Genomic DNA, 25,783 nt, shown 5'->3' with positions numbered 1-25,783 from the left:
CTGTCTTATTCATTGATAAGACAGCTTTTCTTTATAAGAATATATTAAAAATTAAACACGAAATCATCGTCAGCTAACTTTTCAACGTTCGTTGCTTTTACGTAACCATTTCCTTTTACCGAGAAGAAATCATGGTTTTTCGTATCTGTACGTAAACCATTTAAAACGATCGGGTTAATTTCTTCTTCTTCAAACTTCGGCTCAAGTCCTAAGTTCATAAGCCCTTTATTCGCATTGTAACGAACGAAACGATTTACATCCTCTACAAGACCGATAGAAGTGTAAATTTCTTCTGTGTATGCCATTTCAATTTCATATAGTTCCATTAATAACTCTTGTGTTTCTTTTTGCACTTCTTGTTGATCCTCTGCAGAAAGTTCTGCGAAGAGTTGTTGTGCTAAAATACCGACGAATACGCCGTGAATTGACTCATCACGAATTATTAGGTTAATAATCTCACCACTTGCCGTCAATTTACCTTGACCTGCTAAGTAAAGTGGGTAGAAGAATCCACTATAGAATAAGTAACTTTCTAAGAATACACTTGCTACCATTGCCATGTATAACTCTTTTTTCGTTACTTCAGGCTTTAATAAACGACGATAGTAACTAGTAACAATACCAGCTTTTTTCTCAAGTAATGGATGATTGTCTACCCATTCAAAAATATCATCAATTTCTTCTTCAGTAGCTAACGTTGTGAAAATATGACTGTAACTCTTCGCATGTACTTCTTCCATAGCTCCCATGAAAGCTAATACACTTTTCGCTTGTAAATTTTCAAGATGAACAAGTACAAGTGGCATCCCTTCGCCACCTTGTTTCGTATCTAAAAGTGTTAACCCACCTAATACACGCTTATAAGCAACCTGCTCTTCTTTTGATAATTGTGCCCAAGTATTTTTGTCAGAAGATACCGCGATTTCTTCTTCTGTCCAAAACTGAGCGATGTTTTGCTTCCAAAACATTAAACTAAAATCATCTTCTTTTTTATTCCAGTTTACCGCACGCATTCAATCGCCCCTTCTCTAAATAAACATGAAAAATTGATAACTAAGCATGAGCAGGGTTCAGAAAACCCTGCTCATGTTGTCTCACTTTTTATATTAAACGGTACAAGCCACGCACTCTTCCACGCTTAATTTACGTGTTCTCGTATAATACAGACTCTTTAAGCCTTTTTTATGTGCATAGATGTAGTAACGTGCTAATTCACGTGTTGAAATATCACTGTTAACGTAAAGAATTGTACTAATTCCTTGGTCAATATGTTCTTGAATTTCTGCGATTAAATCAATTAATTTAAACTGATTCATATCGTAAGACGATTTATAGTACCAGAACGTATCTTTTGATAAATACGGCATTGGATAATATGTTGTCGCATTCGCATACGTTCTTGACTCAATTTGACTTACGATCGGCATTACGCTTGAAGTTGCATTTTGAACGTAACTGATCGATTGTGTCGGAGCAATTGCGAGACGATATGAGTTGTATAAACCATTCTTCTGTACTTGCTCTTTTAAACTTGTCCAATCTTCTTTTGTCGGAATACGAATTCCTTCAAATAGTTGCTGAACTTTTTCAGTTACTGGGCTATAATCTGTCGTTTCATACTTTTCAAAGTATGTGCCGTTCGCATAATCTGACTTATCGAAGTCTTTAAATGTTTCGCCTTTTTCTTTAGCGATTTCCATACTTTTCTCAATAGAGTAGTAATTTAACATCATAAAGAATGTACGAGCGAACTCTTTCGCTTCTGCACTTTCATATGCGATTTTGTTTTTTGATAAATATCCATGTAAGTTCATTGCGCCAAGTCCAACTGAATGAAGCTCATCATTAGCTTTTTTCACAGTCGGTGCATTCGGAATGATTGTCATATCAGAAACAGCTGTTAAAGCTTCCATTCCCGCATGAACTGCTTCACGAATTTCTTTATTTTCCATTACATTTACGATATTTAACGATCCTAAGTTACAGTTAATATCACGACGGATAATGTCATCTGTACCGTAATCATTTATTTCAGAAGTTTCTTGAAGCTGGAAGATTTCTGTCTCTAATGTTCAACCGAGTTCGCTACTCCTCAGTCCGTTGCTCATGCAACTGCTGTATGTCACCATACAGGACAGACTATATCATCACCTACAGCATTACCTGATTAGGTGCTCCGCTTTTCGAACGCCAATCGCTTGCGCTCTACTCCCATAAGGGATAGTCGTTAGGCTTTTACTTATCTTGATTTTTCAGAAAGTCTCTTATTACTTTATGTTGTTCAATAACTCTGCTATACAAAATAATAAGATACATTCTGAACTTTTATATTTTCATTCTAAGATAAGATTTAGCACGGTAGGTTACCTCAAATTTGAGGCTTTCCCCGTTTAACGGAGTTTTCGACTAGCATTTCTACTAGAAGGTGCTACATATTTAACACAAGTTCGACATCTTCACAGTTCCAATATCCTTCAGTGGATGTTGGTTATTTGCATTTGATTTGAACATTAAGTACGGGTAACCAGACTCAAGCTGAATCATAGCAATTTTAATAAGCATATCACGTGCACTAATATCTAGCGGCTTCTTCTTCACTTTCGGATTGCTCATTAATTCATCGTACATTTCATCGATATCAATATCATCTAAATGCTTTCCGTATTCTTTATACACTGTATAAGGCGCGAAAACATGGAAAGGTTCGTTTTTCTCAGCAAGCTCGAAGAACTTACTTGGAACGATAATTCCGATCGATAGAGACTGAATACGGCTCTTCTCATCGGCATTTATTTTTTTTGTATCAAGGAATTCAATAATATCCCAATGGAAAATGTTTAAGTATACTGCGCCGGCACCTTTTCGTTGCCCAAGCTGATTCGCATATGAAAACGAATCTTCAAGTAATTTCATAACAGGTACTACACCACTTGCAGCGTTGTCGATACCTTTAATTTGCTCACCGCGTGCGCGTAGCTTAGATAAGTTTAAAGCTACTCCCCCGCCGATTTTTGATAATTGCATTGCAGTATTAATGTTAAAGCCGATTGAATTTAAGCTATCGTCCATCTCTAACAAGAAACAAGACACCATTTCTCCTCTTCTGCTTCTTCCCGCATTTAAAAAGGTTGGTGTCGCTGGTTGGTAGTTTTGTTTTACAATCATGCTCGCGAACTGTTTTGCCTTCGCAACATCACCGCGTCCTAAGTATAATGACACAATTGCTACACGATCTTCATAGCTTTCTAAGTATTGTTTTTGATCATTTGTTTTTAACGCATAATCTTTGTAGAACTTAGATGCTGCCATATAAGATTGGAACTCGAAGTTTTCACCATAAGCGATGTTATATACTTCTTCTACTTCCTCCAAGCTATACTCGTCCAGAACATTGTAATAGTAATCATGTTCTTTCATATACTCCATTCGCTCTGCCACGCTATTAAAAGGAACGGTATTCTCTCTAGCTTCTTCCATAAAGACTTCCAATGCCTCTTTATCTTTATGAAGCTGATAAAAACCGTCCTGCATTTGCGTGATTTCATTATTCAGTTCAATGTGTCGCAATCTCCCGCACCCTTTCCTTAAAATATTCTACATCGTTATTTGTTCCTGATAACTCAAATTTTGATACAATAGGCACTTCATATTTAGCAGAAATTTTGTCAGCACTTGCACCGAACATGTCTCCCCAGTTACGATTGCCGCTTGCAGATACGCCTTTTAATTTTTCATTATTGCGCTCTAAAAATTCTAAAACACGTTCTGGTACATTGCCAAAACCTGTTGTATACGTAATTAAAACAAAGTCTTCATCTATTACTAGATCTTCACCAATTTGAACGGCCGGCATATTTAATTTGTGAATGAAACGCTTCACGTTTCCTGTCATAGAATCATATGCAACTATCATTTCCGACCCTCCCTCTCCAATCTATACTCTCTGTATGTTGTTTCTTGATTTCTCTATATATTGTATTACGTTTCAAAATAAGACACAAGATATATGTATAAATTCTTTCTTTTTTTAAATTTTACTTTTCGACAAGACAGTCGATTTTTTTCAATACAATGACTATGAAACAACATTCTAAAACTCATGTCAATAAAGTGCTTTTCAAAAAAGTTGTCAACGAATTTAACCTTATTTTTAAAAAAGTTACCAATATATTTTGTCATAAAACGGCAAATGCTGGAGGAATATATTTCTCCAGCATCACGCAAAAAAGAACAGACATGAAACGATAATCTGTTCTAAAAAACGATTACATTTATCAATTTTACTTTATTAAATATTATACATATACTTTCGGTTCGCGTTACATACTAAAAGATAACTATTATAGAAAAAGATTATTATTATGGAAATTCAATTTATTTATGAAAAGATTATTCAGAGTGCTTAATACGCAAAATATCTTTTACAAATATATGATGTGGATTTTCATCTTTATCAATCATCGTACATACAGGAGCTTCTTCATCAAAGTACACAATCATTCCTTCTACGTACTGATATGTATGTTGAACTTGTACAGTTACTTTAATTTCTATAGCCTCTTCATATGCTCTTTTTATTTTCTGAAGCATGTTTGCCGAACACTTTCTTTTCTCTGGGTACATAACCATCCCCATAAACCGATTTCCAGCTCTATCTTTCCACATATAATCCCAATGTGGTAATATGCCTTGTTTAAAATCGCCCATAATTCTCCTCCCCCTATATTCTTCTAGTTACGAACGTGGCGTTTCTGAATATGTATAAATTACTTGTCCGCCGCGCTGTGCGTTCCCAATAATATGTTTAAAATCTTCCCGCCCTACTACAACTTTCCTAAACGTATAAAATACATCTTTTGTTGCAACATACTCCTTTATTTCACCATTTTTCAGCTGATCCAAAATTGTATTTGCTAATTGTTCGTCCATGTATTTCACCTCTATGCAATATTTTATTTTATCGTATATTCTATAGGTCAACAACTGTAAAATTATCCAGGTGCTATACCTTCATTTCATTTTAATTATTTCGCAAACGATATCGCTTTACTATATGTCCACTAAATATCATATACTAACATAGCTACTTCTCTATATCAAACATTTCGACATACAACAATGCAAAGTTCCATACCACTATGCTACAATATATAAATAGAACTAGGAGGGATACTATGATTCGGAAAGCAAAAAAGACAGATGCGATGGCAATTGCGCCTTTATTATATAACGCTCTGCACGAAATTGCTGAAAAAATCACAGGTAGCACTGTTGAGGCAGAAGTATTACTAGGACTTGAAACATGGTTCTCAAAAGAGGGAAATCGACTGAGCTACGAAAACTGTTTTGTATATGAACAAGACGGAATTGCGATTGGAATTATTGTCGCTTATCACGGTAGTGAAGCTACAAGGCTTGATGCACCAATTGTACGTCACTTAAGAGAATTACATAAAGATGAATCGATTACATTAGAAAAAGAAGCTGAGCTTGATGAATATTACATTGATACATTATCGGTCTCAAGTGCATATGGCGGAAAAGGAATCGGTTCTAAATTAATTGAAGCTGCTGAAATCTATGCAACTGAAAAGGTGTATGAAAAAATCGCATTACTTGTTAATTTAGAAAACAAACGTGCCTATTCACTATACGAAAAACTAGGTTATAAAAAAGATCAAATCGTTATGCTCGTAGGCGAACCTTATGCACATCTCGTAAAAACATTAAACATCAAAGTTTCTATATCTTAAAAAGAAAGCACACGATTTATATAAATCGTGTGCTTTTATGTTAAATTCGTATTCAATATATTTCCATTCATCGCCTCGTGGAATGTATAAGTTGTACATCCCCATGGCTCTCTGTGCAAAATAGGCGTACCAGACCATCCCATCGCTCTCAGTTCCGCACCAATCATTGCATTAATGTAATTATGACCTACAAGAGCAATACTTCCATGTACGAGAGCGTAACGGTGTAATAAGTAAGCCGCTTGCCTTGCCCTCTCTCTTACTTCCTTATAAGATTCAACATCTTTACGGTAACCAAGTATCCATAACGTTCGTCCGATAAACATCCATACGTTAGGTTTACATTTCAACCATATTGGAGCATAAAAACTCGTCGGAATTTCAGCTTCCCTAAAAAGAGAATTTTGCATAAAAGATAAAGAATCCATTAATTCAGCTGCTGATTGTATAGCACACTTTTGATCACTCGTTACAATCAATTTTGTTGCTTCAACCGCTTCCTTTGTTTCCATTGGTATAGGTGCTTTTTCTGTTATAGTATGTAAGTCATATCCTTTCATCCATTCATGAAAGGATGTAACCGTCATTGGTTCTATAGTACGATCTAAGCGACCATGACGAATAAAAGAAATCTTCATTCTTTCCACTCTCCATTCATCACTTACGAACTCTATTATGTACTATTTTTAAATATCATACCACGCAAAAAAAGAAAGTTATACACCTTTACATATCCCCGCCACTCTCATTTGTGACCCCAGCATGTATACCATCCATCCCATCAAAATATGTAGTCGTTTCATAATGACGAATCTTTTTTAAATTTATATAAGAAAATACAAATAAAATTAATGCTATAACACTCCCCGCAAATTCAAACATCATTTTACCGCCTCTAATTTCTCCCACTTTAGTAGGTTATTGTATATTTTTATTATACCCCTATATGAAGATATCCGCATTTGAACCGCTCTTTTTTTCTATTAACATGGAGTTCTTGCATATTTTCTTACAAAATGTGAATATTTTTCGAATTTTTACTTTGGAAACATTTACAAAATGGACAATATGGTTCAAAATAAGAGGAAATAAAAAAACCAAAATTATTCTTTTTTGGGAAAACTGTAACAAGGAGAGTTGCTTATGCAGATCGCAGAAACTGGAGATATCATTGAATTTAAAGGTGGAATGCAAGGCCGTGTTCAAAAAGTAAATCAAAACTCCGTTATTGTAGATATAACAATTATGGAAAATTTTAGAGAACTAGATATGGAACCTCTTACAGTTGTAAGTCATAAAAACTATACTGTCATTAATCAAAATGCATAATATAATAGAAAGAAAGGATCTGTATGTCATACAGATCCTTTCTTTCTATTATATATTAACGGTTATCAATTGTTTCTGGATATAAATCATGGTTCATCATACGGTAGTCTGCCATTTGTTCATACTTCGTTCCTGGGCGACCGTAGTTGCAGTAAGGATCAATTGAAATCCCTCCACGTGGTGTGAATTTTCCCCATACCTCAATATAACGTGGATCCATTAATTTAATTAAATCATTCATAATAACGTTCATACAATCTTCGTGGAAGTCACCGTGATTGCGGAAACTAAATAAATATAGCTTTAAAGATTTACTCTCTACCATTCTTTGTTCTGGAATGTAGCTAATATAAATCGTCGCAAAATCTGGTTGGCCTGTTTTCGGGCATAAGCTTGTAAATTCAGGGCAATTGAATTTCACAAAATAATCACGGTTTGGATGATTATTATCAAATACCTCTAAAATTTCTGGGCTATATTCAAATAAATATTTTGTATTTTGATTTCCTAATAATGTTACATCTTTTAAATCTTCATCTAATCTTCCTGCCATTTTAAACATCCCTTCTCATTATACTCCGCGTTTATTTCCCCATACTAACGCATGAAGCTGCGGCAATACTTTTGCATTATTCATTTCTTTACAGTTAACCGCTTTTTCAATAAGCCACTCATATTTATCTAATAATTTTTTAATCAACATCGAATCATCCACAGTTTTTGTATCATCATTCCCTACTTGTAAGAAAAATGGAACATCTGGATAACGTTCGTGCATCTTAACTGCATACTCAAAGTCATAATCGTCAAATACTACTACCTTTAAACTAATATCTTTTCCTGCTAGTTTCTGAATAACAGCATCTAACTTTTGAAAATCAGTATTCATCGTCGAACTTGGTGGTTTTGGAGAAATCGTTATCTCATCAATTTGAAGTAACCAATCTTGCCATTTACTCCCTTGCGTTTCGATTGCCGTCCGCATTCCATTCTCTTTTAATATATAAAGAAGAAACTCAATATTTTTCAACAATGCTGGATTTCCACCTGAAATCGTAACATGAGAAAAATTTTCGCCACCAATCTCTACAAGCTCGTTCCAAACGTCCTCTGCTGTCATCTGTCTAATTTGATCCTTAGCCGATCCATCCCACGTAAAAGCAGAATCACACCATGCGCAGCTATAATCACAACCTGCTGTACGGATAAACATCGTCTTTTGTCCCACAACCATTCCTTCACCTTGAATAGTCGGACCAAATATTTCTAAGACAGGGATTTTACTCATCGAGCATCCACTCCCGTCTTACTTCCGCATAACTAGTTGGCGTCTCGAAAAGACGAACAAATTCAACACGAGCTCCTTTATATTCGTTCGCACGATTATCTTTTATTAATGCTTCTGCCATTTTTCCGTAAATCCAAACGACCATGTTTTCAGCCGTCGTATTCATTGCTGGTAACGTTTCGTTTAAATAACGATGGTCTAAATAAATTTCTATTTCATTCTTCCAAATTTCTTTTATATCTCCAAAGTCAATTGCAAGACCTATTTCATTCACATATCCACTAATCCCAAATACAACTTTATATGTGTGACCATGTAAGTTTTTACATTTCCCTTCATAACAGTGTAAATGGTGTGCTGCATCAAATGTAAATTCCTTGCTGACCATTACTCTTTTATTATGATATTTAAGCTGTTTACGCTGAATATCCTCGTCCATTTTTTGCAAATTTTCTACAATGCGAAATCCAAAGAAGTTATCCATTAGTTACTCGCTCCTTCGCGTTCTTGTAGGTACGTATCTAATCCTGCTTTACGAAGTTGACATGCTGGACATTCACCGCAACCATCACCAATGATTCCGTTATAACATGTTAATGTTTTTTCTCGAACAAACTCGAATGCTCCCAGTTCATCTGATAATTTCCATGTTTCCGCTTTATCAATCCACATAAGTGGTGTATGAATTACGAACGGATAATCCATGGATAAATTTAAAGTAACGTTTAACGATTTCACAAACACGTCACGGCAATCTGGATAACCACTAAAATCAGTTTCACATACACCCGTTACAATATGACGTGCCCCAACTTGTTTTGCTAATACAGCAGCAAATGATAAGAATAGTAAATTTCGTCCATCTACAAACGTCGATGGCAATTCACCTTCTTCATGTGTAATCTCCATATCCGTTCTCGTTAACGCATTTGGAGCAAGTTGATTTAATAGACTCATATCTAGTACCGTATGTTTAATTCCTAGCTCTTTTGCAATTTCCGCTGCACAATCAATTTCTAGCTTATGACGTTGATTGTAATTAAACGTTACAGCCTCTACTTCTGCAAACTGCTCTATTGCCCAAAATAAACATGTCGTACTATCTTGTCCTCCACTGAAAACAACAACTGCCTTTTCTTTTTTCATTTCACTCATTCTCCTTCTCTACTACGAATAAGAAGAAAGAACGTTCTTGAACTGTCACAATAAAAAAACAAAACAATACCTAAAGATATTGTTGTTTCCATAGTTTTTTATAGAGGGAGTTCGCGAACCTCTCCCGTGTAATGCACGGAATTCCTTCTTTCATTGACAAAGCTTATTGTAACATATTGTATACTACCAGAAAAAATTTCTGATTTTTTCCGCTATTTCTCATTTCATTTCTTTTATTTTATAGTATGATTAATTTAATGTGAGAAGAGAGGAGGCATCCTACTGAAACCCTTTATTATTTATCTCTTTTTAAATATATTATTCATCCTTGTTACAATGCTCGTATACCATTTATTTTGGAATCAAAAAGGGAAACGATCTCCTAAATTAAATTCAGCTATATTTATTACATTGTGTTGCCTCACTACCATACTATGTATTACTTTCGGAGCAAAAACAAATTATGGCTTTCAATTTGATATGCGCCATATCGTATTAATTGTCGGTACATTAACAGGAGGTCCTATTGCTGGTGCTTCCATCTTAGCTGTATTAAACATATACCGCTTCTTATTAGGTGGAATAGGTGTATTCCCATCTCTTACCGCTTCGGTTCTACTATTTATTGTTCTACTATTAACATACAAACTATTTAACCGAAGTTCTAATCGTATAAAAATAGCACTCGCTATCTTTTACAGTCTCATATTTGGCTTGGGTTGGATACCATCTTTCCTTTCAGAGGTTACAAATAGTGCAGATTACATACCTCATATTATCGTATACGAAATATGTACAATAATTGGAACAATCCTTATTTTATATTTGCTACACATACTACAAATGCAAGTTCGTCTTCAAAACGAACTTATGAATGCCGAAAAATTCCATTTAATTGGCGAAATGGCAGCGTCCATCTCTCATGAGATTCGCAATCCATTAACTTCAACAAAAGGATTTTTACAACTTTTGCAGTCAAATACATGCACTGAGCAAGAGCGAAAATTATATATCGACATAGCCATCAACGGAATCGAACAAGCAAATCATGTTCTTACAGACTACTTAACTTTCGCGAAACCAAGTATTGAAAAAGAACAACAGTTACAAGTAGAGGAAGAATTATTGCATGCCCTATCTTTAATCACACCTCTTGCTAATTTAACAAACGTTCGTATCCACTACATCAAACAAAGTACATCTTTCTATATCGCTGGTGAAAAACAAAAACTAAACCAATGTTTATTAAATATTTTAAAAAACTGTATTGAGGCTATGCCTACAGGCGGTGATCTCGTACTTACTTTAGTTCCAGACCATAAACATATACAATTGTATATCAAAGATACAGGAATTGGTATGGATCAAGAACAAGTAAAACGCCTTGGATCCCCTTTCTACTCAACAAAAGAAAAAGGTACTGGTCTTGGAATGATGGTCGTATTCAGTGTTATACAAGCTATGAACGGAAAAATTGATATTATAAGCGAAAAAGGTACTGGTACAACCTTCTTATTAACTTTTCCACTCATACAAAAAACGTGATGAAATAATCATCACGTTTTTTCTGTTCCTTCAACTAATTCAGCAAAGGCTTTCACTTTTCCATGTGGTTTTTGATTTTCTTTACGTGCTTTCCACGCGCGCTCTTCTTCTTTCTTTTTCTTGGACATACTTTCCAACTCCTTCTTTTCTTTCTCCATGTAGTATTCCAAAATAAGAAAGAAAACTATGCACGTATCAAAAAAGAAGTGGTCTCCCACTTCCTTCTAATTATCGCTGTAAAATTGCGTGTTTCGCCTCTTTTAACTGCGTAAGATGTCTTTGTTCATGCAAATCAAGAAATTGAATCCACTGATACAAATTTAGATCGTTAAAAACAGGATGCTTTAATCCATTTTCAAATAAATCTTTTTCATCTATCACACTATGAAGTGCGTGTAATAATTCTTTTCGTGAATGTTCTAGTAATTGAATTCCTTGCTGTTTTTTCATTAATGTTTCTGTTGGTTTCATTTGCAGAGGAGCTTCTCGTTTATGTGTGCGATCAAGCGTAAGTTGGAGGTCTTTAAATGGAGTCGTGTTTCTTTCATTTTTTTGTAAAGCATATACAAGGGCAGACGTGACAGATTGTTCAACTAAATGTAGATGATGCAAAATTTGAATAATACTCCATTTATCACGGCGCGGCTTTACATTCACTTCTGTATCATTTAACATTTCAATTTCTGATAATAGCGTGCTTCGGGTAGACTGTAACGAGTTCACCAAACTTTCTAAACTCACATCCATATTAGATTGAAGCATACTTCTTTCCCCCCTTTTTGTTGGTGAAAAAAGGTGCTCCCTATTAGAAACACCTTTTTAGTATTCTGAATTTTCTTTTATTATCTCATCATTTTCTCATTATGTCGATGTTAAACATGTGAAAAAAAGCGCATGTTTTTTACAATTTTGTGTCGTCAATCGCATGTAGCCATGCTTCTATTTCTGTAATGACACTTTTCACACAGCCTTCAGCAAATGGTGATGTTAAATTTGCAACGTCTACTAATTCCAAGAATGATTTACTTCCACCTTGTTGGCACAGATTTACATAATCTTCCCACGCCTCTTGTCTATTATCTCTTGCACGTTTCCAAAATTGCAGTGCGCAAATTTGTGCTAATGTGTAGTCGATATAGTAGAACGGCGAGCTATAAATATGTCCTTGACGTTGCCAGAATCCACCGCGTTCTAAATAATCATTATCTTCATAATCACGATGCGGCAAATACTTTTTCTCTATATTACGCCATGCTGTCTTACGCTCTTCTGGTGATGCTTCTGGATTTTCATATACATAATGTTGATATTCATCAACAGATACACCATATGGTAAAAACAGAAGCGCTGAACTTAAGTGAGAGAAATAATATTTATCTGCATCTTCTTCAAAGAATGACTTCATCCATGGCCATGTAAAGAATTCCATACTCATAGAATGAATTTCACATGCTTCATACGTTGGCCAATTGTATTCTGGAATTTCAAACTTACGGCTTTCATATACTTGGAAAGCATGACCAGCTTCATGTGTTAATACATCAATGTCGCCAGATGTTCCGTTAAAGTTTGAGAAAATAAATGGCGCTTTATAATTCTCAATATATGTACAATATCCGCCACCAGCTTTTCCTTTTTTCGCAACTAAATCTAATAAATCATTATCTAGCATGAAATTGAAAAATTCATCCGTTTCAGCTGATAACTCTTTATACATCGTTTTCCCATGATTAACAATCCAATCAGCATCTCCTTTTGGAGTTGGGTTACCTGTAGAAAATTCAAAGTTTTCATCGTAATACGCTAACTTCTCTACACCGATACGTGCTTGTTGGCGTTTCCTTAATTCCGTTGTAACGGGAACGATATAATCTAGCACTTGCTGACGATAATTCGCCACCATTTCCGCATTATAATCTGTACGGTACATTCTTGCATATCCAAGTTCAACAAAGTTTTTGAAACCTAAAGATTTAGCGATTTTCGTTCTCACTTTAACAAGCTCGTCATAAATACGATCTAACTCTTCCTCATTCCCAGCTAAAAATCCGTAATATGCTTCACTTGCTGCTTTACGTTCACTTCTTTCTTTCCCTTGCATAAATGGAATAAGCTGCGATAACGTTCTTTCTTCTCCTGCAAAATCAATTTTTGCAGATGCTAATAACTGCGTATATTGTGAAGACAATTTATTCTCTAATTGTAAATCTTTCACGACTTCATCAGAATATGTTTTTAAATCACACTCCGCAAGAGCAAATAATTGCTTCCCATAATACGCTTCTAATTCTTCACGGAATGGAGAATGAATTAACGCATGATAATACTTTGTACCATATCCTTGTACAACTGGAGAGAATTCATCAAAGAAATCTTGCTCTTCCTTATAAAAAGCATCTGTCGTATCAACAGAATGACGAATGTAACAAAGATTCCCCATTGTACCAAAATCGTTGCGAATTTCGTTAATTGAATGAATGACTTGTTTTTGTTCTTCTACCGTTTTTGCGTTATCAAACTTCTCTAAAGCAACAGTAAACTTCTCTTTTAATTCTTCAATATTTGGCCGTTTATATTCATAGTCTTTAAATGACATGAACGAGCCTCCTCTCCATTATATGCATCCTTACTATAATTCAATGCTTACTTACAAATCTCCTCTTATTCTTCAGCAAAATACAGCATATTTTGTCATAATTACATGTAAACAAAAAAGCCTTGGATTTCTTTATCCAAAGCTCCTTTGGAACATACTATTATTTTTCATACTTTCCAATCTTTTTTAATAGATCAAGTAATTCATCCTTTTCCTCTTTCGTTAACATTTCAAAAGACTGATGTATAACTTGCTCATGCCCTGGAAAAATAGAAGCAATAAAGTTCTCTCCAGACTCAGTTAATTGTGCATAAATAACACGTCTGTCATTTGGGCATGGAATTCTCTTTACTAGTCCCTTTTTCTCTAGCTTATCTACAACATATGTAATGCTGCCACTAGCTATTAAAATACGCTCACCAATTTGCTGAAGTGGTTGACCGCCTTTATGATATAGCAGTTCTAATACAGCAAATTCAGTTGGATTTAACCCGTTACTTTGTATAGATTTATTTGTAGTATCCATAACAGAACGATGTACACGAGATAATGCAATAAATACTTTTAAAGATTGAGAAATATCTTCTCGTTCATTATTTGATGTCATACAACTTTCAACCCTTCACTTAAATTCTCAGTAATAAAAAGAAAAAACAGCTTAGTGCTTCATGTAAATTCCGAATGAGTATTCACTCATTCATTTCCTCTCCCCAAATATATTATGAATGATTCTTGAATAAAAACATGACAATTTTAACATAGTTTATATATAATGATAATAAAAAAGAAGGAGTACCAAATTTGAAAGTCAAATTCCACAGCATAGTTTTATATATATTGCTTGTTATCCTACCAACGATAGGGATTGGTGCTGCATTTTATTCATACCATTCGTATAAAATGAAACAGCAAAACAAACTATCTGCTCACACGGTTCTCTTTTTATATAGAGACTATTTAGATCATCACCTTGGTGAAGCAATTTCCGCATTAGAAATGCTCTCAAAGGTCGTAGGAACCGAAACTGGAAATATAAATGGCGTGAAACAAATTGTACATGATACAGATGGAAACGATGCACGTTTTTCTGGTTTATATTACACTACACCAGAAGGCATCATTACAATCGCATCCGAAGGCGACCGACCACCTGTTGATGTCTCAGATCGCAAATATATTCAAGACGTATTACAGACGAAGAAAACAACTGTATCATCAGTCATTACAGATCGTGTTCTTGGACATCAAGCTATTATGATTGCTTCTCCCATTTTCAATAAACAGAAGGAAATCTCAGGCTTATTGTTAGCAAGTTTACGCTTTGACTACATTTCATCATCTTTAAATGCCATTAAACCACAATACCATTTTGAAGTAACTGATAAACATGATGTAGTTTTTCTCACCGATGATAATAACGAAACAAGTGATGCTCATACTAATATGCTTACTACCCCACTCCAAAGATTAAATTGGAAGGTCTCTGTTTCTCCATTGCCTATCCATCAAAAAACTTTATATCAGTGGGTTTCAATAGAGTGTATAGCCACTTTATTTTTAATGTCTATTTTATTTTTACTCGCTCAATATATGTTGTTAAAACGCCAAACAAAACTGGAAAGACAACAAAATGAACTACAAAAAATTGAATTGGTTGGCACTTTTGCAGCTAGTACAGCCCACGAAATCCGTAATCCTCTTACCGGAATTAAAGGGCTCGTCGCTCTATTAAAAGAGAAATATAAAGATGAACAAGATCAGTTCTATTTTTCCGTCATCGAACAAGAAATAGAAAGGATTAATGAAATTGTAAGCGAATTTCTTATTCTTGGAAAGCCAACTGCAATCATTGAACAAACATATGATGTGAGAAATATTCTAAATGAGGTAGCATTAATTATTCAATCTGAGGCGAATCTACATAACATTGTATTCCATTTACATTTGCCAGACCATCCTGTTCATATCCGTTGCTCAAAAGACCATATGAAACAAGTGGTTTTAAACATTACAAAAAATGCAATTGAAGCCATGACTTCTGGTGGCACACTAACTATTTCCGTAACAAACAATGAAACACACGCACAATTGCAAATTATAGATACTGGAAAAGGAATTCCAAAACATATTCAAAAACACCTCTTTCATCCGTTCTTTACTAATAAAGATACTGGAACAGGTCTTGGACTTGTCATATGTAAACGAATTGTAGAGATGTACAATGGGCATATTTTTATTGACAGTATAGAAAACGAAGGAACGACAGTTCATATCGAAATTCCGTTACACCTAGTATAATTATCCTTCTCCCAAAAGGGTAATTATACTTATTTCATAAAACCAGCCACAAGCATTCGCCAAAAATTACTCGATTTCCCTTCATACCCAATTTGAAAAATAGGTACCTTTATAATTGATAACCATTTTGGTGTTTGTTTTTCTTTATAACACTGGTACTGTAAAATAAGCTTGTCCAATTCTTGACTCACTTGAATCGTCTCCATACTATTTAACCCACTCGTTAAACCTAATTGAATCATTTCTTCACGTTTCATATGAATATCACGTGAAAGCTTTTCTAATGTGTACTTCCTTTTTACAGTAAACATTCATATCCCCCTTATTATACTTCCATGCTCTCAACTTCACTTCTCCATCGGCCTTTTAACTACTTAATCATATTTGAATTTGAAGAATCAGAAAATTTAACATTTTCTCCCTGTAATTTACAAATCTTTACCCTCACTTTGAGAATTATTACAAATTATTCTATCTTTGTAAATACATTCGCAATAATAGACATTTTTTTCATCTTCTTTTTTTACAAATACCAATTAAATAGCGGATTCTCTATTTTCCATATACTTTTCTTCGACATTTTTTGTTTAATTTATGTAAAAACGCAAAACATAATGATGATTGATAAAGTGAAATTTAATCATTGGGGATTTTGTTCATTCCTCACTGCTCGCAAATAGCGGGATAAAATAGAAAGGAACTATTTATATGCGCAAATATACGATTGCATTGCTTATATTTACTATGTTCTTACCATCCTTCTTATTTCCTGTTCAAGCAAAGGCCCATACAAACAAAGTCGCTATTGTCATTGATGACTTCGGCAATAACATGAAGGGGACTGATAAAATGTTATCACTTCCTATTCCACTGACTGTTGCGGTTATGCCTTTTCTCCCTTCCACAAAGGAAGATGCGATAGCGGCTCATAAAAAAGGGCACGAAGTTATTATACATATGCCAATGGAACCTATTAAAGGTAAAAAAGAATGGCTTGGACCAAAAGCAATTACAACTGATTTAAGCGACGAAGAAATAAATAACAGACTCGAACAAGCGATTCAAGAAGTACCACATGCAATTGGGATGAACAATCATATGGGATCAAAAGTGACCGCGGACGAAAGAATTGTAAGGCTTATACTTGCAGCTTGTAAAAAACACGGTTTATTTTATTTAGATAGCAAAACAAATCCTAAGAGTGTTGTCCCAAAAATCGGGAAAGAATTAGGAGTTCCTATTATTGAAAACCAATTATTTTTTGATGATGTGTATACGGCGGCACATATTTCAAAACAAGCCCAATTACTCATTAAAAAACTTCAAGAAAAACCGATTATGGTAGCTATCGGACACGTTGGACCTCCAGGTGAAATTACATCACGTGTTATAGAAACTTCTATTCCTAAAATTCGTGAACATGCAGATTTTATTTTTTTATCTGATTTAGCATTATCTCCGCCTCCTGTTTCAAAATAAGATTCATTACTCACACTAAAAAAGGTACCAATCTGCATATAGCGAATTGGTACCTTTCTTTTCCACCTTAAATATAGTCTACATGACTCACCCTGAATCCTTTTTTCTCTATTTTTTCGATTAATTGCTTCAATCTTTTTTCATTTAACTCATCTGCTATATTTACGATAACGCGGCGAATATATTGATCACCGTTATCTAGCGTAAATAGTCCACCGATATTAAAAGCTTTCAACAATGTCCCAAGTTCTTTAATCGTTCCCTTACAATCTTGTGTTGCAATTGTTAATATATAACCACCCGTCCGCATACCGAATGAATCTTCAATAACATCAAATATATTAGAATGCGTTAAGATACCGACAAATTCATTATAATCATTTAGCACAGCTAAAAATGGAAGTCGACGAATAACATAAAATGCTCTAAAAAAAGAATCCTTTTCAAAAATAAATGCAGAGGAATCTTCTAGCATATGTTTCGTACTTAATTTCTCTAATCCGCTATTACACTTCTTTTCTAAAAGATCTACTTTATAAGTAATCCCCATGAATTTCTTTTCATCTTCTGCTAATACAGGGATTGCTCGAAATCCCGTTTCATTCATAATGTGCAAAGCCTCTTCACCTGAATCGTTTATTTTGCAAAATGTTACTTGCTGTTTTGGCAGAAAATGATATTTAACTCGCAAAATATGTTCCTCCTTACATGTCAACATGTAATCTATATATAATAAGGAGACCTATATTTTATGAGTAAAATTATTTTTAAAACGCTTTCATTTATTTATTGACTTGTAACGCCATCACAAACATTTTATATAACAGAGCTCTTTGCACCTTTTATCATTAACAACTTCACATGGTAATTCATTAAATACTCTATACCCTCTAGCCATTTTTTCGCTTCTTCTGGAGTTTTCCCCCACACAATCATGCCATAATTATGAACAAGAACTACTCCTCCACCTTCAATAAAATTCGGCACATTGTTTTCTAATAAATCAGCGAATTTTTTCTCATCTTCTACAATGGGAATTGTCATTTCTGTTATACCTTCTTTTCCAAAAACACGTTCCACACTACGTTTATCGAATGTTACTTCTCCTTCTTCTCCATATAACTCCGAAATTAAGTGACTATCTACAGTCTGTACTTGTAAAATACATTCTGCACTACTTTTTTTATAAATATCCGCGTGCATAAATGATTCCGCAGCTGGTTTTCCTTCGTTTTCAAATACTGGCTCACACATACAATTTACAACAATAAAATCTTCTTCTGAAAATAAACCTTTATCTCTTCCCTCAACGTTTACTAAAAAAGTTAACGGCTCTTTTGACGTACAGAGTGATAAACTAATTTTTGTACCATAAAACCAATCACGAAGTGCCAATTCAGATTTCACATCTTTTAATTCATTCCATTTCTTTAGAAAAAATAACATTTCGTCACCCCCGGCGTAATATTTATATAATGTTCGAATCCTTTTTATGTAAAAGGAGTATTTTTTTGATTATTCTAAAAATTTAATTGAATTATCACATGAGAATGCCTTTTTGTCAATATAGTTTCATAGCTCTTCTTTAAAATGGGCCATTCATATGTCTATACTCCTGTCTATTGCCTATTTCATTTTATACATAAAAAATACGTTATTCTTTTTAAATCAAAGAATAACGTATTTTTTCATCTTTTATTTCGTTATTGCGTTATATAAAAACTGTGCATATTGTTCACGTGTTACGAAATCATCACCTAAAAAGTTTCCTTTTCCATCACCTTTTGATATATTATTATCCGCTAACGTTTTCACATAACCTTCTGCCCAATGACCAGTTGGTACATCTTTAAAGTTCACTTTATTATTTCTATCTTCTTTTAACTGAAATACTTTATGTAATACTACAGACATTTCGTATCGAGTTAATACTCCATCTGGACGAAACTCCCCAGTACCATCACCTTGCATAATTCCAGCTTGCGCAACTGTAGCAATATCTTGCTCAAACATATGCCCTTTCGTATCTGTAAATCTCTCTTTCTGCTCTACTTTATTTTCTAATTTCAAGTACCTTTGTACTAAAGACGCAACTTGTCCTCGAGTAATACGATCCCCAAATCCGAATTGTCCATTTCCATATCCCTTGAAAATATTTTCTTTCGCTAAATAATGAATTGCTTCTTCTGACCAATGTCCTTTTGGTACATCTTTAAATTCTACTACTTCTACTTTTTCATCTTCTTTAGAAGTATTGCCTTCTTTAGAAGTGTTGTCTTCTTTACTTTCTACTACATTTTGAATTACAGATCCTGTAAAGAAGATTCCTGTATCTGCAAATGGATCTTTCACTCCAAATTCGTATACTTTCTCACCTGGTGTACTCCATTTCACTACACCATTACTATACGTACCAGCATCACTCTTCAGACGGATTTTTGTAGATACCTCACCGTCTTTTTCGTATATAGGCACTTTTACTTCTTTATTTACTTCTGTATCCTCTAAAAAGACTTTTTGGTTTTGAACATTAATATAGGCCTTCTTACTTAGTTCTATTACTGGTCTAACATCGCGGATTTCATTTGCAACAAAACTTAAATATACTAACTTATTCAAATTACTAACTGGCGATAAGTCTGAAATATAATTTGCTTCTAAATCAAGCTTTTGTAAGTTTACTAGCTTAGATAATGGAGTAATATCCTTTAACTCATTATTAGGTAAATCTAATTCTGTAAGCTGATTCATTTTAGCAAGTGGTGTCACATCTTCAATTTGATTTTTCCCGATAAATAATTTAGTTAATTGATTCATTTGATCAATACCCGATAAATCTTTAACTTTATTACGTGTTAATACTAAGTCCTTTAAAGGTAATGAATATAACGGTTTAATATCTTCAATTTGATTACCTGCTAAAGTTAAGTATGTTACATTTTTCAACACGCTTAATGGAGCAATATTCTTAATTTGATTATTTGCTAAATTCAAGTAATCTAGTTGTTCCATTTTCGATAATGCTGTTACATCTTCTATTTGGTTTCCTGATAGATATAAACTTTTTACATTTTTCATTTCAACTAATGGTGCAACATTTGTAATTTTATTATTACTTAAATCAAGAGATTCTAAATTATCCATCTTAACAAGTGGCGTTACATCTGAAAATTCATTACCACGCAAAGCTAAATGATTTAATTGCTTTAAGTTCGCAAAGAACGACGGGTCTGTTATTTTCGCATTCGCAACTGTTAAAGATTTTAAATTTGGCATATATTTTAATGCACTATAATCAAGAATCTCATTCGTATTTAAAAACAAGTCCTTTACTTGTAATAACTCTTCTTTCGTAATTGGTGTATTTAAATCTTTTCTATTAAATACTTTTTTATTAACAAGTTCTCTTAATTTGTTATCTGTTATCATATTTTGATTATCAACTGGATTATCCGTTTCCGTATTGCCTGAATTAGAGTTATCATCTGGTTTCTCTGTTTCTTTGTCGCCTACAGTTGGATCTTTTATTTCAAATTGCACTTGATATTTGTGATCGTATCCAATAGCTGGAATAAGTATATGCATTTGCATATTATGCTTCTTCTCAAATTCACCAATTTCAAATTGAACTACTTTCGTCCCATTTTTTCTCTTATCTTCTGACAAAACTTTTACATCATGAAATACACCAGGCTGGTTTCTATCTTCTATTCTAAGATATTGAAAATAATCGCTATCTTGCATTGTTACAGTAACAATTTTTTTCCCAGCTGCAATCGCTACTTTAGGATCTTTTATATATTGAGAAACCATAGATGGCTCATCTTTTTGATCCTTATATATTTTAATCTCAGTATCATACGTGCGATCACTCGCTGCTGCTACCGATTGGTTTGCTTCAATTTTTATTGCTGCTAATGCTGGAGTAGAATACGCAGCAAATGGAATTGCTAATGTTGTTGCTACTACTAACGCCTTCATATAATTTTTTTTCAAAATAATATCCCCTATCATATATAATTCTCATAATTGATAACCCTTATCAATTACCTACAAATAAATGATAATGAATCTCATTATCATTGTCAATGAGAATATTACATTAAATTTATATTTCCAAAGATAAAAAATAAAAAACCCTTTATTCAAAGGGCCTTTTTACCTATCGTATGAAGAATTTCACTTTTTTCTTTTTCATTTATAACACCAATTTTTTGCAAAATATTTGCATACAATACAAGTTTATTATAGATCCGTTCTGACATACTTTTCCCTTCTTTCCTTCGACCAACTTTTTTTGTATTGGTAAATTATATGAACGAGATGTGAAAATGTGTCCACTTTTTGCATAAATCCAAATCTTTTATCCCGCTTATTGCGGACAGTAAAACTCCCACCTCAAAATCAGGTGGGAGTTCAATTTATTTAGCAAATTGTCCATTGAATACTATGCTTTTTGACTTCCTCTTCAAAACTATAGGGCATTTTCTTATCACAAATGACATGTTGAATACGCGAAAACGCTGCGATTCGGTAATTTCCTTTTACCCCTACTTTTGTATGATCACATAAAATATATGTTTTCTCTGCTAATTTCACCATCGCTTCTGACAGTTTTGCCTTTTCTAATTCAAAACTAGAAACCCCAAAACCAGGTAACAATCCATCAATCGATACGAATGCTTTATGAAAATGAAATTGTTGGATTACTTGCTGCGAAATAGACCCTGACACACGTGAATGCTTTGGAGATATTTTTCCACCAATAAATAAAACTTCACCATGAAACATCTTTTTATTAATAGAAGAAATTAATTGTGTAGCTACTGGAAATGAATTTGTTACAATCGTTAAATTTTTACGATGAACAAGATATGGCACCATTTGAAGTGGTGTACTTCCATCATCAATCGCAATCACATCTCCATCTTCCACAAACGTTGCTGCTTTATACCCAATTCTCTTCTTCTCTTCTATATGCAGCATCTCTCGTTCTAACATTGGTGCCTCTATTCCAGCTCCCGGAAGTTGGACGGCTCCACCATACACTTTCTTCAACTTCTTTTCACGATCCAATTCTTCTAAATAACGGCGAATCGTCTCTGTTGATACAGCAAACTCTCTCGCTAATTCTGAAACTTTTACTTTCCCTTTAAACTCTACCTTCTCAAGAATGGTTCGCTTTCTTTCTTCACCTACTACAGACATAGCCTCACCCCATTGATTTCGACCTCATAAACAGCCTTACTTATACAAAGTTATAACTTTCTTTTTCAGTAAAAACTTCTTCATGAATATGAATACCACGCTTTACTAGTTCATCAAAAATAATTTGTGGATTTACAAAAGCTTCCTCAGGTGTCACAACTCCAACTTTATTTACATTTCCATTTGCGATTAAATCTGTAGCAATCCCAAATGGAATACCTACGTTTCTCGTATAAGCTCTTAATTTTTCCCATCCTACAACAGATCCATCAGATAACGGGTGTGTATGATATAATACGTGCCTTTGTTTCTCATTATTTTTCATACCTATTACTTCTACATGAAGTGCATAACCGTAAATTTCTGTTTCTTGTCCCTCTTTCGATTGCAATAAATACTTCGAAATACAATCCATAATGCCGATTTCTTCCCCATTTATTTCAACTTGATCATTACGCAATATACCATAATCATATAAAGCACGTACGAGCTGCATATTTTGCTTTGGCCAAGTCCCTCTCGTCTCTATCAGTTTGACGCCTTTATTTTTCAGTGCCTTTGCTAACGTAATCGTTTCAGAATGCGGGATTATATACTGCGTTCCCTTACCATAAGGCGCCGGTAATTCAATTTCTCTCGGACGCGCAAACGGAGGTACTTGCTTAAACTCACCATCTTCATACACTGTACGCGATGGTAAATGTGGATCATATTCATATGTCGTTGTTTCTGTAATTGATGCAGAAAAAGCAATCGGACGATACGAACCGTGACTGACACGAACTGATTCTACAGTATCTAGCTGATTTGCTGCATGCATTGCCATCATTTGCGTTACACCTGGCGTCATACCAAAACCAGGTAAACATGTTTTTCCGTTTTGAACAAATATAGAATGCGAATCATTTTCTTCACCAAATCCATTCAAATTCACACCATGACAACCTGCTTCTGCAATACATCGAGTTGACAAACCATTTAGCTTTATCGTCGTGCCATCCATTACAATGTCATAGCCCTTCATTTTTGCAACCGTATCCTCATGATTCGTTACATCTACTTTCACAAAATCAACGCGAGGATCGTTGAGCCATTCTACTACTCTCAGGCCCTCTTCTTCATTAAAATCAGCTACTGTAATCGTCTCAAAAGATGAAAATTGCACTAAATCTAAAATTGCTTCACGACAAATTTTACCTGCTCCACCTAAGCAAAATACTTTCAACCTATAACAACTCCTTTAGCAATACTATCAACTAAGCGATTAATATCTGCCTCATGTACATCACCGATATTTCCAATGCGGAATGTATCTACTTTTGAAATTTTACCTGGATAAATAACAAATCCATCACACTTTAATTCATTGTATAACTGTCCAAAATCAAACCACTCTTCTGGATAAATGAAGGATGTAATAATAGGCGATTGATATTTTTCATCTACTAGTGGCTTAAATCCGATTTCTCTCATTCTATTCACTAATAGTTTTTGATTGTTATAATATCGATTGTAACGCGCTTTTACTCCGCCCTCTTTTTCTAATTCAAGTAGTGCTTGATAAAAAGCGTGTACAACATGTGTAGGTGACGTAAAACGCCATTTCCCATTTTGATTTTCCATCGTTTCCCACTGATCGTATAAATCTAATGATAATGAACGTGCCTGCCCTTTACATTTCAACAATTCATCGCGCTTTGCAATAACAAAGCCGAATCCAGGAACCCCTTGAATACATTTATTCGCACTACTAATCAAAAAGTCAATTTGCAACTCAGCGATATCTATTTCAATACCACCAAAACTACTCATTGCATCAACTAGTGTTACTTTTCCATATTGCTTCCCTAATTTACATACATCTACAATTGGATTGATAATACCTGTAGTTGTTTCACAATGAACAACTGCAATATGCGTAATCTCTTTATCTTGTTGCAATATCTTTTCTACTTCTGCAATATTAGTAGGCTCCCATTCTTCTGTTTGACTAACCACCACATCTATATGTAACATCTCTGCCATTTGTACAATGCGCTTACCGTACGCACCATTTGTACAAACAAGCAACTTTCCATTTTTAGGAATAACAGAACCAATTACTGCTTCAACTGAAAACGTACCGCTTCCTTGCATGAGAACAGTCGTATATTTCTCTTCTTCTTTCGTCGCTAACGATACAAGTTTAGATCTTACCTCTTGTACCATTTTGTTATATTCAGCATCCCACGTACACCAATCGTATAACATAACTTCTTTTACCGTTTTTGTTGTCGTTAATGGTCCTGGTGTTAATAATAAGTAATGATTTTCAGTCATGATCTTATTCCCCTTTTATGAAATAATAAGTTCTTGTTTCTCGATATGCTCCATTACGCTTTCGAGTCCCTGCATCGTTTCTATCGTAAAGTGCGCCCCATTTTCAACGAAACGATTGCGAACTACTTCTATTTTTTCACGAAGTTCTGCTGGATCCATATTCTCCACTTCCTCCTCAGTTAAACCGAGCTCGCTACTGCCAAGAATTACACCAACTGTCCACATACCAGCATTTCTTCCCTCTTTCATATCTGATACCGTGTCCCCAACTTTTATCATATGATTCATAGGATAGACACCAAGTTCCATCGCATTTTTATAACACATCCACGGATACGGACGACCCGCTGTAACATCATCTGGCGTGACAAGAAAATCAGGTTTATACCCTTGTAGCGCTGCTTCTTTTGCTACAATATCCATCATTTCTCTCGTATAGCCAGTCGTTGAACCAATTTTAATTCCTCTTTCACGTAAAGAAGCAATCACTTCTTTTACTCCATGAATCGGCGACGCATAGCGCGGTAAAATAGCAAAGAGAATTTCTTCAAATTCCGCATACATCTCCTGAATGTCTGCTTCAGTTGGTAATTGTCCGAAAACACGATTCCACTCACTCGTAATACGAGGCATCTCTGTTAGTGCCCTAACATGATCAATTTTCAATAACCCCATTGGCTTACGAGCTTCTTCTGCAGTAATTTCAACACCGCGTTTATGGAAAATCTCCATAAATACTTCAAGTGGTGCAAAACATCCATAATCAACTGTCGTACCTGCCCAATCAAAAATAACTGCTTCTATTTTCATTCA

At 34.4% G+C, this 25,783-nt stretch carries 28 protein-coding genes, 1 pseudogene and 1 riboswitch; of the genes and pseudogenes, 5 read left to right on the top strand and 24 right to left on the bottom strand.

Annotated features, from left to right (window positions below; all coding sequences use genetic code 11):
• Positions 1 to 44: 44 nt before the first annotated feature.
• From nrdF to KZZ19_RS06770, 6 genes and pseudogenes are all read right to left on the bottom strand, one after another.
• Complete coding sequence (gene nrdF, locus KZZ19_RS06795; RefSeq protein ID WP_087979898.1) at positions 45 to 1,013, bottom strand: class 1b ribonucleoside-diphosphate reductase subunit beta; 969 nt, start codon at positions 1,011 to 1,013, stop codon at positions 45 to 47.
• A gap of 93 nt (positions 1,014 to 1,106) precedes the next feature.
• Complete coding sequence (locus tag KZZ19_RS06790) at positions 1,107 to 2,057, bottom strand: ribonucleotide reductase (RefSeq protein WP_308015623.1); 951 nt, start codon at positions 2,055 to 2,057, stop codon at positions 1,107 to 1,109.
• A 382-nt stretch (positions 2,058 to 2,439) separates the two neighbouring features.
• Positions 2,440 to 3,567 (bottom strand): annotated as a pseudogene (locus KZZ19_RS06785) (ribonucleotide reductase N-terminal alpha domain-containing protein); the annotation flags it as partial.
• The gene (gene nrdI / locus KZZ19_RS06780) at positions 3,554 to 3,913 is read right to left on the bottom strand and encodes a class Ib ribonucleoside-diphosphate reductase assembly flavoprotein NrdI (RefSeq protein ID WP_000634376.1); all 360 of its coding nucleotides are present in this window, start codon (positions 3,911 to 3,913) and stop codon (positions 3,554 to 3,556) included. The pseudogene KZZ19_RS06785 and the gene nrdI, both read right to left, overlap by 14 nt.
• Before the next feature lie 476 nt (positions 3,914 to 4,389).
• Positions 4,390 to 4,707 carry a hypothetical protein gene (locus KZZ19_RS06775; RefSeq protein ID WP_088095663.1) on the bottom strand — a complete coding sequence of 106 codons (318 nt, stop codon included), beginning with the start codon at positions 4,705 to 4,707 and terminating at the stop codon, positions 4,390 to 4,392.
• Positions 4,708 to 4,734: 27 nt separating this feature from the next.
• Positions 4,735 to 4,929 carry a hypothetical protein gene (locus tag KZZ19_RS06770; protein ID WP_000344283.1) on the bottom strand — a complete coding sequence of 65 codons (195 nt, stop codon included), beginning with the start codon at positions 4,927 to 4,929 and terminating at the stop codon, positions 4,735 to 4,737.
• A 245-nt stretch (positions 4,930 to 5,174) separates the two neighbouring features.
• On the opposite strand from KZZ19_RS06770, the gene KZZ19_RS06765 reads away from it, so the two are divergent.
• Positions 5,175 to 5,753: a GNAT family N-acetyltransferase gene (locus KZZ19_RS06765; protein WP_088095662.1), complete on the top strand. Its 579-nt coding sequence runs from the start codon at positions 5,175 to 5,177 to the stop codon at positions 5,751 to 5,753.
• A 35-nt stretch (positions 5,754 to 5,788) separates the two neighbouring features.
• Here KZZ19_RS06765 and KZZ19_RS06760 read toward each other — a convergent pair whose 3' ends face one another.
• Positions 5,789 to 6,391, bottom strand: coding sequence for a histidine phosphatase family protein (locus KZZ19_RS06760; protein ID WP_237979943.1), 603 nt, complete (start codon positions 6,389 to 6,391; stop codon positions 5,789 to 5,791).
• Positions 6,392 to 6,479: 88 nt separating this feature from the next.
• Entirely contained in the window at positions 6,480 to 6,662 is a 183-nt protein-coding gene (locus KZZ19_RS06755) for a hypothetical protein (protein ID WP_237979941.1), read from the bottom strand.
• A 234-nt stretch (positions 6,663 to 6,896) separates the two neighbouring features.
• Between KZZ19_RS06755 and KZZ19_RS06750 the strand changes: the two genes are divergently transcribed.
• A complete protein-coding gene (locus KZZ19_RS06750; RefSeq protein ID WP_001165081.1) occupies positions 6,897 to 7,082 on the top strand; it encodes a YkvS family protein in 186 nt (61 codons plus the stop codon).
• Positions 7,083 to 7,137: 55 nt separating this feature from the next.
• Here the strand turns inward: KZZ19_RS06750 and queF are convergent, their stop codons facing one another.
• Genes queF through queC form a run of 4 tightly spaced genes read right to left on the bottom strand, consistent with a single transcriptional unit; the run spans position 7,138 to position 9,516 of the window.
• Positions 7,138 to 7,635: a preQ(1) synthase gene (gene queF, locus KZZ19_RS06745; RefSeq protein WP_000918895.1), complete on the bottom strand. Its 498-nt coding sequence runs from the start codon at positions 7,633 to 7,635 to the stop codon at positions 7,138 to 7,140.
• A gap of 18 nt (positions 7,636 to 7,653) precedes the next feature.
• Positions 7,654 to 8,370, bottom strand: a complete 717-nt coding sequence (queE, locus tag KZZ19_RS06740; protein WP_237979939.1) for a 7-carboxy-7-deazaguanine synthase QueE — start codon at positions 8,368 to 8,370, stop codon at positions 7,654 to 7,656.
• Positions 8,363 to 8,854, bottom strand: coding sequence for a 6-carboxytetrahydropterin synthase QueD (queD, locus tag KZZ19_RS06735; RefSeq protein ID WP_237979938.1), 492 nt, complete (start codon positions 8,852 to 8,854; stop codon positions 8,363 to 8,365). Before queD ends, queE begins: the two co-directional genes overlap by 8 nt.
• On the bottom strand, positions 8,854 to 9,516 hold the full coding sequence (gene queC / locus KZZ19_RS06730) for a 7-cyano-7-deazaguanine synthase QueC (RefSeq protein WP_000711596.1): 663 nt from the start codon (positions 9,514 to 9,516) through the stop codon (positions 8,854 to 8,856). The genes queD and queC overlap by 1 nt, the downstream gene beginning before the upstream one ends.
• A 93-nt stretch (positions 9,517 to 9,609) precedes the next feature.
• Positions 9,610 to 9,653, bottom strand: a riboswitch (PreQ1 riboswitch).
• A 208-nt stretch (positions 9,654 to 9,861) separates the two neighbouring features.
• Here queC and KZZ19_RS06725 point away from each other — a divergent pair.
• A complete protein-coding gene (locus KZZ19_RS06725; protein ID WP_237979936.1) occupies positions 9,862 to 11,070 on the top strand; it encodes an ATP-binding protein in 1,209 nt (402 codons plus the stop codon).
• A gap of 11 nt (positions 11,071 to 11,081) precedes the next feature.
• On the opposite strand, the gene KZZ19_RS06720 is transcribed toward KZZ19_RS06725, so the two are convergent.
• The 4 genes from KZZ19_RS06720 to KZZ19_RS06705 all read right to left on the bottom strand — a co-directional run bounded on the left by KZZ19_RS06720 (position 11,082) and on the right by KZZ19_RS06705 (position 14,273).
• Positions 11,082 to 11,198: a DUF6254 family protein gene (locus KZZ19_RS06720; RefSeq protein WP_000038254.1), complete on the bottom strand. Its 117-nt coding sequence runs from the start codon at positions 11,196 to 11,198 to the stop codon at positions 11,082 to 11,084.
• Between the two features lie 100 nt (positions 11,199 to 11,298).
• Complete coding sequence (locus KZZ19_RS06715; protein ID WP_088095657.1) at positions 11,299 to 11,832, bottom strand: DinB family protein; 534 nt, start codon at positions 11,830 to 11,832, stop codon at positions 11,299 to 11,301.
• 139 nt (positions 11,833 to 11,971) lie between these two features.
• Positions 11,972 to 13,666 (bottom strand): M3 family oligoendopeptidase, encoded by a 1,695-nt coding sequence (locus tag KZZ19_RS06710; RefSeq protein ID WP_237979935.1) that lies wholly within the window; start codon positions 13,664 to 13,666, stop codon positions 11,972 to 11,974.
• Between the two features lie 160 nt (positions 13,667 to 13,826).
• Positions 13,827 to 14,273: a MarR family winged helix-turn-helix transcriptional regulator gene (locus KZZ19_RS06705; RefSeq protein WP_000203340.1), complete on the bottom strand. Its 447-nt coding sequence runs from the start codon at positions 14,271 to 14,273 to the stop codon at positions 13,827 to 13,829.
• A 194-nt stretch (positions 14,274 to 14,467) separates the two neighbouring features.
• Here KZZ19_RS06705 and KZZ19_RS06700 point away from each other — a divergent pair, with 194 nt between their 5' ends.
• A complete protein-coding gene (locus KZZ19_RS06700) occupies positions 14,468 to 15,964 on the top strand; it encodes a DUF3149 domain-containing protein (protein WP_088095655.1) in 1,497 nt (498 codons plus the stop codon).
• A gap of 29 nt (positions 15,965 to 15,993) precedes the next feature.
• Here KZZ19_RS06700 and KZZ19_RS06695 read toward each other — a convergent pair whose 3' ends face one another.
• Positions 15,994 to 16,275: an aspartyl-phosphate phosphatase Spo0E family protein gene (locus KZZ19_RS06695; protein WP_000495532.1), complete on the bottom strand. Its 282-nt coding sequence runs from the start codon at positions 16,273 to 16,275 to the stop codon at positions 15,994 to 15,996.
• A 397-nt stretch (positions 16,276 to 16,672) separates the two neighbouring features.
• Here KZZ19_RS06695 and KZZ19_RS06690 point away from each other — a divergent pair, with 397 nt between their 5' ends.
• Positions 16,673 to 17,443, top strand: coding sequence for a divergent polysaccharide deacetylase family protein (locus tag KZZ19_RS06690; RefSeq protein ID WP_001234116.1), 771 nt, complete (start codon positions 16,673 to 16,675; stop codon positions 17,441 to 17,443).
• A 67-nt stretch (positions 17,444 to 17,510) separates the two neighbouring features.
• Here the strand turns inward: KZZ19_RS06690 and cbpA are convergent, their stop codons facing one another.
• The 7 genes from cbpA to phnX form a co-directional block, all read right to left on the bottom strand.
• A complete protein-coding gene (cbpA, locus tag KZZ19_RS06685; protein ID WP_237979934.1) occupies positions 17,511 to 18,134 on the bottom strand; it encodes a cyclic di-AMP binding protein CbpA in 624 nt (207 codons plus the stop codon).
• A gap of 125 nt (positions 18,135 to 18,259) precedes the next feature.
• Positions 18,260 to 18,889: a class II aldolase/adducin family protein gene (locus KZZ19_RS06680; RefSeq protein ID WP_088095653.1), complete on the bottom strand. Its 630-nt coding sequence runs from the start codon at positions 18,887 to 18,889 to the stop codon at positions 18,260 to 18,262.
• Between the two features lie 249 nt (positions 18,890 to 19,138).
• On the bottom strand, positions 19,139 to 21,439 hold the full coding sequence (locus tag KZZ19_RS06675) for an NEAT domain-containing leucine-rich repeat protein (protein WP_237979933.1): 2,301 nt from the start codon (positions 21,437 to 21,439) through the stop codon (positions 19,139 to 19,141).
• A gap of 429 nt (positions 21,440 to 21,868) precedes the next feature.
• Complete coding sequence (locus tag KZZ19_RS06670) at positions 21,869 to 22,651, bottom strand: DeoR/GlpR family DNA-binding transcription regulator (RefSeq protein ID WP_237979932.1); 783 nt, start codon at positions 22,649 to 22,651, stop codon at positions 21,869 to 21,871.
• A gap of 40 nt (positions 22,652 to 22,691) precedes the next feature.
• Positions 22,692 to 23,876 carry a saccharopine dehydrogenase family protein gene (locus KZZ19_RS06665; protein ID WP_237979931.1) on the bottom strand — a complete coding sequence of 395 codons (1,185 nt, stop codon included), beginning with the start codon at positions 23,874 to 23,876 and terminating at the stop codon, positions 22,692 to 22,694.
• The gene (gene phnW / locus KZZ19_RS06660; protein ID WP_237979930.1) at positions 23,873 to 24,970 is read right to left on the bottom strand and encodes a 2-aminoethylphosphonate--pyruvate transaminase; all 1,098 of its coding nucleotides are present in this window, start codon (positions 24,968 to 24,970) and stop codon (positions 23,873 to 23,875) included. The genes KZZ19_RS06665 and phnW overlap by 4 nt, the downstream gene beginning before the upstream one ends.
• Before the next feature lie 15 nt (positions 24,971 to 24,985).
• Positions 24,986 to 25,780, bottom strand: coding sequence for a phosphonoacetaldehyde hydrolase (gene phnX / locus KZZ19_RS06655; RefSeq protein ID WP_237979929.1), 795 nt, complete (start codon positions 25,778 to 25,780; stop codon positions 24,986 to 24,988).
• Between the last annotated feature and the right edge of the window lie 3 nt (positions 25,781 to 25,783).

The sequence above is a fragment of the Bacillus thuringiensis genome (assembly GCF_022095615.2).
Classification (GTDB): domain Bacteria; phylum Bacillota; class Bacilli; order Bacillales; family Bacillaceae_G; genus Bacillus_A; species Bacillus_A cereus_AG.
Note: the sequence above shows the minus strand (reverse complement) of the source record. Positions and strands in the feature narration are given on the sequence as shown.

Bases quoted from the DNA above. Each gene is read 5' to 3' on its own strand.
- nrdF (WP_087979898.1), bottom strand. From the start codon at position 1,013: ATGCGTGCGGTAAACTGGAATAAAAAAGAAGATGATTTTAGTTTAATG.
- nrdI (WP_000634376.1), bottom strand. From the start codon at position 3,913: ATGATAGTTGCATATGATTCTATGACAGGAAACGTGAAGCGTTTCATT.
- KZZ19_RS06775 (WP_088095663.1), bottom strand. From the start codon at position 4,707: ATGGGCGATTTTAAACAAGGCATATTACCACATTGGGATTATATGTGG.
- KZZ19_RS06770 (WP_000344283.1), bottom strand. From the start codon at position 4,929: ATGGACGAACAATTAGCAAATACAATTTTGGATCAGCTGAAAAATGGT.
- KZZ19_RS06765 (WP_088095662.1), top strand. From the start codon at position 5,175: ATGATTCGGAAAGCAAAAAAGACAGATGCGATGGCAATTGCGCCTTTA.
- KZZ19_RS06760 (WP_237979943.1), bottom strand. From the start codon at position 6,391: ATGAAGATTTCTTTTATTCGTCATGGTCGCTTAGATCGTACTATAGAA.
- KZZ19_RS06750 (WP_001165081.1), top strand. From the start codon at position 6,897: ATGCAGATCGCAGAAACTGGAGATATCATTGAATTTAAAGGTGGAATG.
- queF (WP_000918895.1), bottom strand. From the start codon at position 7,635: ATGGCAGGAAGATTAGATGAAGATTTAAAAGATGTAACATTATTAGGA.
- queE (WP_237979939.1), bottom strand. From the start codon at position 8,370: ATGAGTAAAATCCCTGTCTTAGAAATATTTGGTCCGACTATTCAAGGT.
- queD (WP_237979938.1), bottom strand. From the start codon at position 8,854: ATGGATAACTTCTTTGGATTTCGCATTGTAGAAAATTTGCAAAAAATG.
- queC (WP_000711596.1), bottom strand. From the start codon at position 9,516: ATGAAAAAAGAAAAGGCAGTTGTTGTTTTCAGTGGAGGACAAGATAGT.
- KZZ19_RS06725 (WP_237979936.1), top strand. From the start codon at position 9,862: ATGCTCGTATACCATTTATTTTGGAATCAAAAAGGGAAACGATCTCCT.
- KZZ19_RS06720 (WP_000038254.1), bottom strand. From the start codon at position 11,198: ATGTCCAAGAAAAAGAAAGAAGAAGAGCGCGCGTGGAAAGCACGTAAA.
- KZZ19_RS06715 (WP_088095657.1), bottom strand. From the start codon at position 11,832: ATGCTTCAATCTAATATGGATGTGAGTTTAGAAAGTTTGGTGAACTCG.
- KZZ19_RS06710 (WP_237979935.1), bottom strand. From the start codon at position 13,666: ATGTCATTTAAAGACTATGAATATAAACGGCCAAATATTGAAGAATTA.
- KZZ19_RS06705 (WP_000203340.1), bottom strand. From the start codon at position 14,273: ATGACATCAAATAATGAACGAGAAGATATTTCTCAATCTTTAAAAGTA.
- KZZ19_RS06695 (WP_000495532.1), bottom strand. From the start codon at position 16,275: ATGTTTACTGTAAAAAGGAAGTACACATTAGAAAAGCTTTCACGTGAT.
- KZZ19_RS06690 (WP_001234116.1), top strand. From the start codon at position 16,673: ATGCGCAAATATACGATTGCATTGCTTATATTTACTATGTTCTTACCA.
- KZZ19_RS06680 (WP_088095653.1), bottom strand. From the start codon at position 18,889: ATGTTATTTTTTCTAAAGAAATGGAATGAATTAAAAGATGTGAAATCT.
- KZZ19_RS06670 (WP_237979932.1), bottom strand. From the start codon at position 22,651: ATGTCTGTAGTAGGTGAAGAAAGAAAGCGAACCATTCTTGAGAAGGTA.
- phnW (WP_237979930.1), bottom strand. From the start codon at position 24,970: ATGACTGAAAATCATTACTTATTATTAACACCAGGACCATTAACGACA.
- phnX (WP_237979929.1), bottom strand. From the start codon at position 25,780: ATGAAAATAGAAGCAGTTATTTTTGATTGGGCAGGTACGACAGTTGAT.